A 13,882-nucleotide genomic window follows, 5' to 3' on the forward strand; every position below is an offset into this window, starting at 1 on the left:
GAACCCATGATCAGCAACCCCGACCTGGAACTGACGCACGCCGCGCTGGCCTCCAGCACGCTCAGCCACGGCCTGAAGGTCTTGGGTGACCGCTGGACGGTGCAGGTCATGCTGTCGGCTTTTCTGGGCATCAGGCGGTTTGATGAGTTGCAAAGCTTTTCCAACATCCCTCGACCCACTTTGTCAGACCGTTTGCACTCGCTGGTGGAGATAGGGGTGATCAAACCACGCCTTTACCAGGGCAACCCGCCGCGCCATGAATACCACCTGACCCGCAAAGGTCTGGGTTTGTACGACGCCACCCTGATGATTTGGGCTTGGGAAAAGAAATGGGGCAAGCGCTCGCAAGACCTGCCCAAAAAACTTTTCCACCAGACCTGTGAGCACCACTTCAATCCCGTGCTGTGCTGCAAAGCATGTGGTGAAAAGATCAGCATGAAGGACCTGGACTACAGCCTCGTGCCCAACCCCCGCCTGCGACATGAACCGCTGGAGGGGCTTCGCACCCCACGGATGTCCGTGCGTGAGGCCCGCGACATGAGCCTGGGTTTGCGCGTGGACCGATGGAGTTTGCTGATCCTCACGGCGGTGGTGCTCGGCTGTCACTACTTTGACCAAATCACCCATGTGCTCGGCATCGGGCCCAAAGTCCTGTCGCGCCGCCTCTCGGACATGGTCGAGTCCCACTTGCTCAGCTGCGAAACCGATGCACAGGACGGCCGCCGCAGGCTGTACCGGCTGACCCCCAGCAGCCGGGATTTGTTTGGCTACATCGTGTGCCTGTCCAACTGGGCCAGTGAATCGCATTTGCACGAGCAAAGTTCGATTCGCCCCCGCCATCGCGCGTGCCAACACCGCTTCTTCCCCATGGTGGCGTGTGATCACTGCCACCAGAACCTGAACCCCTGGGAAGTCTCCTTCCCGACATCCAATGGAAAAACGCCATGAATGATTTTTGGCTAACCTTTGCCCAGCTGACCGTCAACGGCATCGCCGTGGGGGCCATCTATGCGCTGGTCGCGCTGGGCATTGTGCTGATTTACAAAGCCACTGAAGTGCTCAACTTTGCCCATGGCGACTTGCTGGTGGTCTCGGCCTTCAGTGCCTGGGGCTTGATCACGGTGTGGGGCTTGCCGTTTTGGCTGGCCTTGATGATCACCGTGGTGGGCGTGGCCCTGTTTGCGTTTGCACTGGATGCCTTGGTCATTCGTCGCATTGCAGGCCAGCCGCAATTTGCGGGGGTGATGTTGACCATTGCACTGGCCTTCATGATCCGGGGTGCTGTGAGCATGCTGTTTGGCTCCGAGTCACGCAACTACCCCACACCCTGGAGCCAGCAAAGCACGCAATTGGCCGGCGTGTCGATTGCCAACTTGCAATTGGTCATTCTGGGCGTGTCCATGATGGTGACCTTGGTGCTGTTCTTCTTTTTCCGCTTCACCCGACTCGGTGTGGCCATGCAGGCGGCTTCACAAAACCAACTGGCCGCTTACCTGAACGGCGTGCGCGTCAAGCGCGTGAACTCCATGGTCTGGGCGCTGGGCGGCGTCACGGCGGCCTTTGCAGGTGTGCTGTTGGCACCCATCACCTTGGTGGACATCAGCTTGTGGTTTGTCACCCTCAAGGCCTTGTCGGCCCTGGTGCTGGGTGGCTTTGGCAGCATTCCTGGCGCGATCGTGGGCGGTCTTCTGATTGGCCTGATCGAGCAGTACGCCGGTGTCTACATGCCCGATGGCACCAAAGACATCGTGGCCTATCTGGTGCTGATTGCCGTGCTCATTGTGCGTCCCCATGGCTTGTTGGGCGAAGCCCATGGCCGACGTGTCTGAAACAAGAAAGAACCCCATCGATGCGTTTTGATTACCACACCCAATACCGCGAAGGCTTCGCCCTGTGGCGCAGCCCGTTTGACCGCAACCTTTATGCCTTGCTGCTGCTGGGCTTGTGCGCACTGCCCTGGTTCATCACGCCCTTCATGCTGGGCGAGATGGCCTATGTGTTCATCCTGTGCGTGGCCAGCCTGGGCTTGATGTCGCTGACCGGCCTGACCGGACAAGTGTCATTGGGGCATGCCGCCTTCATTGCCATTGGGGCCTATGGCCACGCTTGGTTCCTGTCCAAAGGCGTGCCATTGCCGCTGTCGATGGTGCTGGCCGCACTGCTGAGCGCCAGCGCCGGTTTGCTGGTGGGCATTCCCGCCATCCGCGTCTCCGGCCTCTACCTCGCCATGGTGACCATGGCGTTCGCCATCATCGTCGAGCAAATCATCGGCCACTGGAGTTCCGTGACTGGAGGCTTCACTGGCTTGGCGGTGAACGAACCTGTTTTTCTGGGCTTGTCGCTTGGCGGCTCCAAAGCTTTTTATTACTTGTGCCTGGCCATTTTGGTGCTGGTGCTGCTGGCCTTGCTCAACATCTTGCGCTCTGGCATGGGCCGCGCCTTGATCGGCGTGCGTGAATCCGAAGCCGCCTCTTACGCCTTGGGCATCCCGGTCGAGCGCATGAAGGCAGGCGCTTTTGCCTTGTCAGCAGGCATCACCGGCCTGGCTGGCAGCATGCTGGCCCACCACCTGAAATACCTCACGCCCGATGGCTTCACCTTGCTGCTGTCGCTGGAGCTTGTGTTGATGGTTGTGATTGGCGGCCTGGGCAGTCTGCGCGGCGCGGTGCTGGGGGCCATTCTCATCAGTTCCCTGCCCACCGCCATCTCCCGCATCAAACCGTTTTTGCCTGACAGCGTGGCCAAACAGTTTGGCCTTGAGACTTTCATCTTTGGCTTGGTGCTGGCCCTTTTTGTGCTGTTTGAGCCCATGGGGCTGAACGGCCGCTGGCTCAAGATCCGCAGCCTGCTGGAATCTTTCCCGATCTACCGAAAAGACACCTTCAAGCGCAACAAGCGTTACATGAAATCGGAGCGTTACCGTTGAAAACATCCAACGCCACACCCCCACTGCTGACAGTGGACAAACTCTCACTCACTTTTGGTGGCGTGCAAGCCATTGCCGATCTGAGCCTGGAAGTCCGGCCCGGCGAAGTGCTGGCCGTGATCGGGCCCAACGGTGCGGGCAAAACCTCGCTGCTCAATGCGGTCACCCGCGTGTTCGACCCCAGTGGTGGGCAAATCCACTTCAAGGGCCAGGACCTCACACAGATGCAGCGCCACCAAATCGCCACCCTGGGCATTGCACGCACCTTCCAGAACATTGAGCTGTTTGAAGCAGCCACGGTGCTGGACAACCTGTTGCTCGGACGCCATCGTTTCTTTCAGGGCCATTGGTGGCAACAAGTTTTGCGCACACCGGCCCTGACCAGGCTCGAAGAGGCGGCCCACGCCGAAGTGGAAAGAATCATCGACTTTCTGGACCTCACGCCCTGGCGGCATGCGACCATCGCAGGCCTGCCTTACGGCGTGCGCAAAGTGGTGGAGCTCGGCCGTGCCTTGTGTGCCCAGCCTGAGCTCTTGTTTCTGGATGAACCGGCCTCGGGCCTGAACCCCGAAGAAACGCGTGAGCTGGCCTTCTGGATCGACGACATCCGCAGCGAACTGGGCATCACCGTGGTCATGGTGGAGCACGACATGTCCCTGGTCAGTGCCGTGGCCGATCGGGTCATTTGCATGGCACAAGGTCGGGTATTGGCACAAGGCAGTCCGACCGAAGTTCAAAGTCATCCGGCCGTCATTGCCGCTTATTTGGGAGCTTGAGCATGAGTGCCTTGCTGGAAGTACGCAACCTGGAAACCTGGTACGGCCCCATTGCGGCCATGCAAGGGGTGAACCTGCAGGTTGAAAAAGGACAAATGGTCACGGTGCTGGGGGCCAATGGTGCGGGTAAAACCACCTTGCTCAACACCCTGGCCGGGGTGATCGACCCGTTCAAAGGCCAAGTCCTGCTGAACAACCAAACCATCCACGGTCTGGACGCTGATGAGGTGTGTCGACGGGGTTTGGTGCTGGTGCCCGAGGGTCGTCAAATTTACCCCTTCCTGAGTGTGCGGGAAAACCTCAACATGGGGGCCTACACACGGCGCGATGCCGAGGGTATTCGCCAAGACCTGGAGCGGGTCTTTCAATGGTTTCCGCGTTTGCTGGAACGCGCGCAACAACACGCTGGCTTGTTGTCCGGAGGCGAGCAGCAGATGCTGGCGATTGGCCGCGCCTACATGGCGCAACCGCAACTGCTGATGCTCGATGAGCCCTCGCTGGGTCTGTCGCCTTTGCTGACCAAAGAAATCTTTCACATCATCAGCCGCATCCGCCAGGAAACGGGCACCGCGGTTTTGGTGGTGGAGCAAAACGCCGCCATTGCACTGGCGCATGCGGACTATGGCTACATCATGGAACTGGGCCGCATCGTGGCGGCCGACAGCTGCGCTGTGCTGAGTCAAAAAGCCGATGTGCGCGAAGCCTATCTGGGCGGCCACAGCACCCAAGGCATCAGCGGCACTTCGCAACGCTGGAAACGCCGCAAAACCTGGCGCTGATACCGCACACCATGAACACCGCAGACACCATGAACGCTCCCACCGCCATCTCTTTTCTGGGCGAAGACACGCCCGCCAAAGTCTTTCGCCAGCGCTGCCGCACCTGGGCCGATCAACCGGCCTTGCGCTACAAGCAAAGGGGCCTGTGGCAAAGCACCACATGGGCCGAATATTTTGCCCGCGCACGGGCAACCGGCCTGGCCATGCAAGCGCTGGGGCTTGAACGTGGTCAAGTGGTTTGCGTGCTGGCCGAAAACCGACCCGAATGGCTCTATGTCGACATGGGTGCCCAATGCATGGGCCTGGTCGGCAATGGCGTCTACCCCACCTCTTCCGCAGGTCAACTGCAACACATCCTGATGGACTCGGGCAGCCGAATGCTGTTTGTTGAAAACCAGGAACAACTCGACAAGGCTTTGGAGATTCGCGCCCAATGCCCGCAGCTGCAGCGCATTGTGGTCATGGACCGTGAAGGCCTGCGCGGCTTTGCCGATCCGGATGTGGAATTTTTTGATGAATTCCTGGCACGCGGCATGGCCTTGGCCGATACCCGTCAAGCCCTTTTTGAGGCCTCGATCGACAGCACCCAAGCCGAAGACCTGGCTTTTTTGGTCTACACCTCGGGCACCACCGGGGCACCCAAGGGGGCCATGACCCTGAACCGCAACCTGGTCTTTCAACTGAGCCTGGCCACCGACTACCTGGACATCCAGCCGGGTGACAAATCCGTGTCCTTTCTCCCGCTTTGCCACATCGCCGAGCGCATGTCTTCGGTCTACAACCCCTTGGCCTTGGGGCTGGTGGTCCACTTTCCGGAAAACTCGGGCACGGTGTTCAACGACATGCGTGAAGTGGCCCCGCATCTGGTGTTTGCACCGCCCCGCTTTTGGGAAAAAATGTATTCCCAAATCGACTTGTTCATGCGCGACGCCATCGCCCCGGCCCGCTGGGCTTACCAGACCACACGCGCCATGGGCGCGGCCAGGGTCGAAGCCCAGCTGCAGGGCCAAGCCATCAGCCCACCGAGTCTTTTGCTCAGGGCCATGCAGTGGCTGACCTTGCGCAATGTCCGGATTTTTTTGGGTCTGCAAAACGTCAAAAGTGCACTCACCGGTGCCGCGCCTGTCCCACCGGATTTGATCCGCTGGTATTTGGGCTGCGGCATCGAACTGCGCGAAGCCTTCGGCATGACGGAAACCACCGGCTTTTGCACCGCCACGCCCAAAGGCGGCATTCGTTTGGGCTGGGCGGGCGTCAAGGCTGCGGGCACCGAGCTTCGAATCGGCAAAGACAACGAGGTGTTGGTGCGTGGCCCCAACGTGTTCGGCGGTTACTGGAACCTGCCCGACAAAACCCGCGAAAGTCTGGACGAGGAGGGCTGGCTGCACACCGGCGACTGCGGCGAAATCAATGCCGAGGGCTACCTGGCCATTCGCGACCGCATCAAGGACATTTTGATCACCTCGGGCGGCAAGAACATCACCCCCAGCCACATCGAAAGCCTGCTCAAGTTCAGCCCCTACATCACCGATGCCGTGATCATTGGCGATGGCCGCAAATACCTCACTTGCCTGGTCATGATCGACCAGGAACATGTGGCCCGTTATGCCCAAGAGCACCAAGTTCCCTACACCGATTTTGGCAGCCTGACGCGGGCCCCCGAAGTGGTCGCCCTGATCCACAGCGAAATCGAACGCATCAACCCGCAACTGGCACGGGTCGAGCAAATCAAGTCTTTCAAAATCATCTCGGAACTGCTCACCGCCGAAGACGAAGAGCTCACCCCCACCATGAAACTCAAACGCAAAGTCATTGCCAGCAAATATGCGGCTTTGATTGACAGCATGTACCCCAACTGAGGTGGCCGCTCAGGGTAAGCACGCATGCGTAAACCAGGCCTGAAGACTATCTTTTAACCACCAGGAGACAACCATGAAATTGAACCGAAGACTTCTCATACTCGCCACCACCGGCATGCTGGCCAGCGGTGTGCAAGCCCAAACCACCCAAGGGGTGAGTGACAACGAAATCGTGATTGGCACCCACATCGACCTGTCCGGCCCAGCCGCCCCCGGCATGCCCATGCTGCGCAACGGCATGCAGATGCGCATTGACGAACTCAACGCCGCAGGTGGGGTTAACGGCCGCAAGATCAAACTCATTGTGGAAGACAACGGCAGCCAGCCCCAACTGGCGGTGCGAGCCGTGCAAAAGCTGATCAAAAGCGACAACGTTTTTGCCATCATCAACCCCTTTGGCTCCGGCCCCAATGCAGCCACAGTCAAACTCGCCAACGACGCAGGCGTCATGGTCTTTGCGCCTTGGGGTGCATCGGGCATCATTCAAAAGGTCAGTGGCAACAGCCCTTTGCTGTTCACCACCGTGATGAACTACGACACCACCACCGCCACGGCACTGAGCTGGGCCGTGAACAACTGGAAAACCCAAAAAGTCGGCGTGATCTACCAGGAAGGCCCGTTTGGTGATCTGGTCCGAGGTGGCATCACCCAAGCGCTCAAGGGTGGCGGTTTCACTGTGGCGGCAGAAGCGGCCTACAAAGTGGGTGACATCGATTTTTCATCCCAAGTGGCCAAGATGAAGGCGGCCAACGTCGACCTGATCGTGGCCGGCACCGTGGTGCGTGAAACCCTGGGCGTCATGAGCGAAGTGAAAAAGCTCAACTGGTCGCAAGTCAAGGTCTTGACCACCATTCCAGGTCGCTCCAGCATCGTCGCCCGATTGGGCAAGGACAGCGTGGAAGGCCTGTATGGCATCGGTGGCTGGAAACTCCACGAAGCCGACAGCAGTGATCCGGTGGCCAAGAAATTCATGGCCGACTTCAAAGCCAAGTTCAACATGGACGCCGACGAGAACGCAGCCAATGCTTACTCCTACACCTCCTGGTTCATTGCGGGCCTGCAAGCCGCCGGTCGCAATCTGACATCGGCAGGTTTGGCCAAAGCCATGCCCGCTGTGGCCCACCAGGACTTCACCACCTTCACGCGCCAAAGCTTCACCAACAACCACGTCGGGCCGGAGATGGTCTCCATTGACCAGATCAAAGGCGGCAAGTGGGTTCAAGTGGCAGCACCCGGCAGTAAATAATGCACTCAACAGGGGGCGCTCTCGGGCGGACCCCCTGTTGATACGGCTACAATCTCACCCCAAGGAAGCGTGGCAGAGTGGTCGATTGCACCGGTCTTGAAAACCGGCGACTTGAAAAGGTCCGTGAGTTCGAATCTCACCGCTTCCGCCAAATGGCCGCTCTAGTTCAGCCCTCGATCACCGATATTCAGCGCCCTCGTGGCGCTTTTTTCATGGCCATGTGTTTATTCCCCGCACCCCTGCGGTAAAGGGGTGGGAAGTTACACTGGAATTTCATTCGCCAGGGGACTGATGACCCCTTGCCAACAAAAATCCTGCCTAACCATTCACCGTCCATCATTTCCAATGACCGAGAAAACAAAGTCCTGGTTGACCATCGCTTGCATCTGGTTGCTGCTGCTGGTCTTGGCGCTCATCAGACCTTTATCGCTGCCCGATGAAGGCCGTTATGCCGACATAGGGCGCTGGATGTTCATCTCAGATGATTGGCTGGTGCCCAGGCTCAATGGCATTCCTTTCTTTCACAAGCCACCCCTGCTTTACTGGTTACAAGCCGAGGTATTTCACTTGGCAGGCGTGCATGTATGGACGGCCCGCCTGGTGACGGCTGTGCATGCACTGATCATGTTGACGGGGGTGTATCTGGGCGTGCGGCGCATTCTTGGCGAGATCACAGCCCGGAAGGTGAGTCTGGTGCTGGGTACGAGTGTGGGATATTTGGTGGGCGGCCAATACATCAACCATGATTTTTTGGTGGCCACGTGGATCACTGTCGCCATCGGCTTGTTTGCCGTCGCGATGAAAGATGACGATAAACCCGATGTATTTTGGGCTCGACTCGGATTTTTAGCATGTGGCCTGGGTGTGCTGAGCAAGGGGCTGATTGGGATCGTACTTCCCGGCATGGTGATGCTGACCTGGGTGATTTTGATGGGCAAAACGCGACAGCTTATTCACTTTCCGTGGCTCAGTGGTTTGTTGATTTGTGGGCTGACAACTCTGCCCTGGATGCTGCAAGTCGAGGCACAGTTTTCAGGATTTTTAGACTATTTCATCATCGGACATCACTTTTCCCGTTTCAGTGGGTCACAGTTCAACAATCATCAGGATTGGTGGTTTTACCCGGGCGTCATTGGGATTTTCATGTTCCCCTGGGTGCTTTTCATTGCCTGGCGTGTTGCTCAACAAATTTTCAAAGGCAAGGTTTTGCGCGGTGGCCTTGCAGCTTTGAGGCTCAATCCCTGGACGTCTTTGCCCTGGATTTGGTTGGGCGTGATCTTGCTCTTTTTCTCGCTGCCCAACTCCAAATTGATCGGCTACATCCTGCCCGTGATTCCGGCGGTTGCCATCCTCGCCGTTCAGAACTGGGACGCATTGATGGGGCACAAAAAATCAGCCAACGCCTGGTTTTGGGGGGTATGTGGTTTCAGCTTGGCTTTGGCCACCGGGGCCAATTTTCTGGCACGCTACAACAGCATGAAAGATCACAGCCAAGATGTCGCACAAACACTCACATGTCTGTCGAATCCCGAAGACAAAGTTTATGTATTTGGAGAATACCCCTTTGATTTACCCTTTCTGGCCCAACGATCTCAAGCGCTGATCGTCATTGAAAACTGGGACGAAGTACGCAAAAACTCTGGGGACAATTGGCGAAGGGTTTTTTTTGAAGGGGCTGATTTTGACCACACAGCTGGACAGGTGCTGCAATCGCCTGAAGTCCTGAAACAGTCATCGCCAGAAGTGCGTTGGCTAGTGACGCCTGCACAGCTTTCCCACCCCAACATGAAAGATGGCTGGCAAGTGGCTTTCAAGGGCCACGCTTGGTGGCTGTGGCGCTCAGGTCCTGCTTTGGCACAGATCACCACGCCTGAAGCCCAACGCTGCGGACTCACCAGCGACATCAAACCATGATCATTGCAACTGCTTTGATTTGATCGATTCACCATGGTGTTGCAATCTTCCCTCCGCAAGGATTTAGCCCAGTCCTTTGTGACAACCTTGGTGGTCCTGCTGACCGTGGTCATGACCAATATGCTCATTCAGACCTTGGGCCAGGCCAGCCGAGGCAGCATCAACCCTTCCGATGTGTTGTTGGTCATGGGCTTCACAGCTTTGGGTTATTCCGCCACTTTGCTGACCTTGAGTTTGTTCCTCTCGGTGGTTTCCACACTCTCGCGCATGTACAGCGACAGTGAGATGGTGATCTGGTTTTGCAGTGGGCGCAGTCTGTTTTCTTTCGTCGGCCCCATTTTTCGATTTGCCTGGCCCATCTTGGTGGCCATATTTTTTTCCGCCTTGGTGGTTTGGCCATGGAGTAACCAAAAAATACAGGAGCTCAAAGACCGTTTTGAATCCAGAAGCGATGTCGAGCGTGTGGCTCCGGGCAAATTTCAGGAGTTCTCGGGTGGCAAAAGTGTTTTTTTCATTGACAAGGAAACTTCGGGAAGCATGTCCGGCACCAACGTCTTTGTATCGACAAGCGATGGGGATATGCAAACCATCACAACCGCACAACAAGGATTTGTCGACAACATCAAAAATGAGCGTTTTCTGAAACTGAAAAACGGTCAACAGATCTCCCTCAATACGGTGACCCAGGAAACCCGAATCACCACCTTTGAAAACTATCAATTGTTGATCGAAGAGCATGCAGTTGCCGCCTCAGGAGCGCGTGCCAACCATATGGTTCCCAGCCTGGACTTGATTCAGAAACCCGACCCCTCACGCATGGGTGAGATTTTCTGGCGCTTAGGTCAGGGATTTTGCGCACTGAATCTGGTTTTCCTGGCTTTGGCATTGGCAGCCGTCAATCCGAGAGCAGCCAAAAGTTATCATTTGATGAAAGCCATTTTGACTTTCGTGATTTACTACAACATGATCAATTTCGGTCAGCGCTGGATTGCCGAAGGACGCATGCCATTGGCTTTGCTGGTCATTTATCTGCACGGCGCTGCAGCTTTGATTGCTGCATTGTGGATCATGCGCCGACAAACCAATTGGACATTGCGGCTATGGCTTTTCCGGCGACGCCACGGGCATGCCTGAAGTTCCAGCATTCAGCCATTGGCAACACATTCATAATTCACGATTTTATAGACTCATTTTTGTAATTAAGCTTAATCTGGCATTTCAATTTGATTGATAAAATCAAATCACTATGGATAAAAACACCAGCCCGTTTGCCACGGCTTATCTGCAATTCCTGCAATTGACACGGGTCGTTAAAGCTTTGCCAGAGGGCATGGAAATGGATGCGAATGAATCTGTACTTTTGCAAGCTGTGGCGCTGAGATGGTATGAAAATCAGCCCATGACCGTGCGCGAAGCCATTGGTCTGGCTGATTTAGGCTCGCCAGCCACCTTGCACAAACGCATCACGCGTCTGCGCGAAAAAGAAATGCTCAGCACCCTCAATATCGACGGTGACCGCCGCGCCAAATACCTGACGCCCACACCACGGACCATTGAGTATTTCAGCCATCTGGGTCAGTCCATGCAGCAGGTGCATCAAACCCCGGCTGCATGACCACGGCAATTCAGGAAGCCTTGCAAACTGAGGTGCTGGCTGGGTCAGTGCTGTTTTTTCTGGGTGATGCTGCACCCCACTCACGTCAATTGGTGTTTTGATGTGTCGACGATGTTTGTGGGCGATGTAGCAGGCGCACTCTTGATGCTTTTTGCATGGAGGTTACTGCTCTCATTTCTCAAGCGCTGACAAGTTGGGCTGCAGCTTTCAGGCTGCATCACTCAAGAAAAGGGCTTGAAGATCAGACAGAAAATCAAAGCCCCGCACGGTGGGCCAGACACGGATCAGGTCTCTCTGAATCAAACCCAGGCGTTCGGCTTCCTGCAAGCCTTTTTGAATGCTGGTCACGGCCAGCCCTGTGCGCTCGGCGAAATCCGTCAATGCAAAACCCTCGCGCAAACGCAGGGCGTTGAGCATGTATTCAAAGGGCAAATCCTGGCGTGAGACCTCGGTGTTTTGCGTGACCGGCTCGCCTTTCATGGCCTGCTGCATGTACAGCTGTGGCTCACGAAAGCGCACTTGCCGCACCAAACGGTGCGCAAAGCTGAGCTTGCTGTGCGCCCCAGCGCCAATGCCCAGGTAATCCCCATACTGCCAGTAGTTCAGGTTGTGCGCACAGGCGTGGCCAGGTTGGGCGTAGGCCGAGACCTCATAACGCGACAAGCCACGCGATGCCGTCAGTTCGGTGATGCGGTCCATCATCTCGTAGGCCAGATCGTCCTCGGGCAGCGCCGGTGGAAACTTGGCAAACACCGTGTTGGGCTCGATCGTCAAGTGGTAAATGGAGATGTGCGGGGGCGCAAAAGCCAGCGCGGTCTGAATATCCTCGCTCAAGTCTTCCAGCGTCTGGCCAGGCAAGGCATACATGAGGTCCAGGTTGAAGGTGTCAAACACCTGCGCCGCCTCGGTCACGGCAGCCAGCGCCTGATCACGGTCATGCACACGGCCCAATGATTTCAGGTGCGCGTTGTTGAAACTCTGCACCCCAATAGACAAACGGGTGATGCCGGCCTGGCGAAATGCCTTGAAACGGTCTTTCTCAAACGTGCCCGGATTGGCCTCCAGGGTGATTTCGGCATCGGGTGCCAGGCGCACACGGGCACGAATGCCGCCCATCAGCTGGTCAATGGCTTCGGGCGTAAACAGGCTGGGTGTGCCGCCGCCCAAAAACACGGTCTGAATGCTGCGCCCCCAGATCAGGGGCAGGCTCGCCTCCAGATCGGCCAACAAGGCATCGATGTATTGGCTTTGCATCGACCGGTCATCGCCTGCGCGCCACTCATGCGAGTTGAAGTCGCAATAGGGGCACTTTTTGATGCACCAAGGCAAATGCACATACAGCGACAACGGTGGCAGCGCTTTGAGCTGCAGCATGCCTGGGCGCATGGCGTGAACCGGATCAAGCGGGTGACTCATGCGTCAGGCCATCCAGCGTTCACGCATCAAGGCCAGCATGGCCTGCGCAGCGCGGCCACGGTGGCTGTTGGCGTTTTTGACTTCGACCGGCAATTGCGCAAAGGTTTTGCTAAATTCGGGGATGAACATGATGGGATCAAACCCGAATCCCTGGGTGCCGAGACGTTCGCGTGCAATCTCGCCCACCACACGCCCCACGGCAATCAGGGGCTCCGGGTCATCGGCACTGCGCACAGCCACCAGCGTGCTGACCATGGCGGCACGCCGGTTGTCGATGCCCTGCATTTGTTCCAGCAGCGCCGTGACGTTGTTGTCATCGCTTTTGGCATAACCGAAACGGGTGGCGTAATAGGCCGTATCCACACCGGGCAGCCCGCCAAAGGCATCCACACACAAACCGGCATCGTCTGCCAAAGCGGGCAAGCCACTGAGCCTGGCTGCATGGCGGGCTTTGGCCAGGGCGTTTTCAACAAAGGTTCTGAAGGGCTCTTCGGCCTCCGGAATGTTCAGCTCGGACTGGCGCACCAGCGTCATCTGGAGCGGGGCGAACATGGCTTGCAGTTCGACCAATTTGCCCGAATTGTTGGAAGCAAGAACGATTTTCATGCGCACGGGGCCTGCGGATCAGGCCGAGAAGGTCAAGGTCTTGGGTTCGTCGTGCGCCTGCTTTTGCAAACCCACCAATTGCGCGATGCCTTTTTCGGCCAAGGCCAGCATGCGGTCCATCTCAAGGCGGGTAAAGGCCACGCCTTCAGCGGTTCCCTGCACCTCGACAAAGTTGCCAGCGCCGGTCATGACCACATTCATATCGGTATCGCAAGCGGAGTCTTCTGGGTAATCCAAGTCGAGCAATGCGGTGCCCGCTTTCAACCCCACAGAGATGGCCGCCACACGGTCCAAGATGGGCGACTCTTGCAGCTTGCCGGTGGCCATCAGCCAAGCCACCGCGTCCTGGGCCGCCACAAATGCGCCAGTGATGCTGGCCGTGCGCGTGCCGCCATCGGCTTGCAGCACGTCGCAGTCCAGGTGGATGGTGCGCTCGCCGAGTTTTTTCAGGTCAAACACCGCACGCAGTGATCGGCCAATCAAACGCTGAATTTCCTGTGTGCGCCCGCTTTGCTTGCCCCGAGCCGCTTCACGGTCTCCACGGGTGTGGGTGGCGCGAGGCAGCATGCCGTATTCCGCCGTGACCCAACCTTCGCCACTGCCTTTTTTATGGCCAGGCACTTTTTCTTCCACCGAGGCCGTGCACAACACACGGGTATGACCAAATTCGATCAGAACCGAGCCCTCGGCGTGAATGGTGTAGCCACGGGTGATGCGCACAGGGCGCAATGCGTCAGTAGCACGG

At 57.2% G+C, this 13,882-nt stretch carries 13 protein-coding genes and 1 tRNA gene; 11 read left to right on the forward strand and 3 right to left on the reverse strand.

The window, feature by feature from the left end; all coding sequences use genetic code 11:
• Nucleotides 1-6 precede the first annotated feature (6 nt).
• The 11 genes from H663_RS27570 to H663_RS27620 all read left to right on the forward strand — a co-directional run bounded on the left by H663_RS27570 (nucleotide 7) and on the right by H663_RS27620 (nucleotide 11,115).
• Nucleotides 7-948 (forward strand): winged helix-turn-helix transcriptional regulator, encoded by a 942-nt coding sequence (locus H663_RS27570; protein WP_053170636.1) that lies wholly within the window; start codon nucleotides 7-9, stop codon nucleotides 946-948.
• Nucleotides 945-1,829 carry a branched-chain amino acid ABC transporter permease gene (locus H663_RS27575; RefSeq protein ID WP_053170639.1) on the forward strand — a complete coding sequence of 295 codons (885 nt, stop codon included), beginning with the start codon at nucleotides 945-947 and terminating at the stop codon, nucleotides 1,827-1,829. Before H663_RS27570 ends, H663_RS27575 begins: the two co-directional genes overlap by 4 nt.
• 20 nt (nucleotides 1,830-1,849) lie before the next feature.
• Nucleotides 1,850-2,926: a branched-chain amino acid ABC transporter permease gene (locus H663_RS27580; protein ID WP_053170641.1), complete on the forward strand. Its 1,077-nt coding sequence runs from the start codon at nucleotides 1,850-1,852 to the stop codon at nucleotides 2,924-2,926.
• Complete coding sequence (locus H663_RS27585) at nucleotides 2,923-3,702, forward strand: ABC transporter ATP-binding protein (RefSeq protein WP_205872692.1); 780 nt, start codon at nucleotides 2,923-2,925, stop codon at nucleotides 3,700-3,702. The genes H663_RS27580 and H663_RS27585 overlap by 4 nt, the downstream gene beginning before the upstream one ends.
• Before the next feature lie 2 nt (nucleotides 3,703-3,704).
• Complete coding sequence (locus H663_RS27590; protein ID WP_053170644.1) at nucleotides 3,705-4,481, forward strand: ABC transporter ATP-binding protein; 777 nt, start codon at nucleotides 3,705-3,707, stop codon at nucleotides 4,479-4,481.
• An 11-nt stretch (nucleotides 4,482-4,492) separates the two neighbouring features.
• Nucleotides 4,493-6,340, forward strand: a complete 1,848-nt coding sequence (locus H663_RS27595) for an AMP-dependent synthetase/ligase (protein ID WP_205872693.1) — start codon at nucleotides 4,493-4,495, stop codon at nucleotides 6,338-6,340.
• Between the two features lie 73 nt (nucleotides 6,341-6,413).
• On the forward strand, nucleotides 6,414-7,586 hold the full coding sequence (locus H663_RS27600; RefSeq protein ID WP_083451078.1) for an ABC transporter substrate-binding protein: 1,173 nt from the start codon (nucleotides 6,414-6,416) through the stop codon (nucleotides 7,584-7,586).
• 63 nt (nucleotides 7,587-7,649) lie between these two features.
• Nucleotides 7,650-7,737 (forward strand) — tRNA-Ser (locus H663_RS27605).
• A gap of 140 nt (nucleotides 7,738-7,877) precedes the next feature.
• Entirely contained in the window at nucleotides 7,878-9,500 is a 1,623-nt protein-coding gene (locus H663_RS27610; protein ID WP_083451079.1) for an ArnT family glycosyltransferase, read from the forward strand.
• A gap of 33 nt (nucleotides 9,501-9,533) precedes the next feature.
• On the forward strand, nucleotides 9,534-10,634 hold the full coding sequence (gene lptF / locus H663_RS27615) for an LPS export ABC transporter permease LptF (protein ID WP_053170654.1): 1,101 nt from the start codon (nucleotides 9,534-9,536) through the stop codon (nucleotides 10,632-10,634).
• A 112-nt stretch (nucleotides 10,635-10,746) separates the two neighbouring features.
• A complete protein-coding gene (locus H663_RS27620; protein WP_053170659.1) occupies nucleotides 10,747-11,115 on the forward strand; it encodes a helix-turn-helix domain-containing protein in 369 nt (122 codons plus the stop codon).
• A gap of 207 nt (nucleotides 11,116-11,322) precedes the next feature.
• On the opposite strand, the gene hemW is transcribed toward H663_RS27620, so the two are convergent.
• The 3 genes from hemW to rph are packed head-to-tail and all read right to left on the reverse strand — an operon-like array spanning nucleotide 11,323 to nucleotide 13,857.
• Nucleotides 11,323-12,531 (reverse strand): radical SAM family heme chaperone HemW, encoded by a 1,209-nt coding sequence (hemW, locus tag H663_RS27625; protein WP_053170662.1) that lies wholly within the window; start codon nucleotides 12,529-12,531, stop codon nucleotides 11,323-11,325.
• 3 nt (nucleotides 12,532-12,534) lie between these two features.
• Complete coding sequence (rdgB, locus tag H663_RS27630; protein ID WP_053170665.1) at nucleotides 12,535-13,137, reverse strand: RdgB/HAM1 family non-canonical purine NTP pyrophosphatase; 603 nt, start codon at nucleotides 13,135-13,137, stop codon at nucleotides 12,535-12,537.
• Between the two features lie 18 nt (nucleotides 13,138-13,155).
• Complete coding sequence (rph, locus tag H663_RS27635) at nucleotides 13,156-13,857, reverse strand: ribonuclease PH (RefSeq protein WP_420844039.1); 702 nt, start codon at nucleotides 13,855-13,857, stop codon at nucleotides 13,156-13,158.
• Nucleotides 13,858-13,882 lie beyond the last annotated feature (25 nt).

Origin of the sequence: Limnohabitans planktonicus II-D5 (genome assembly GCF_001270065.2) — a bacterium.
Classification (GTDB): Bacteria; Pseudomonadota; Gammaproteobacteria; order Burkholderiales; family Burkholderiaceae_C; genus Limnohabitans_A; species Limnohabitans_A planktonicus.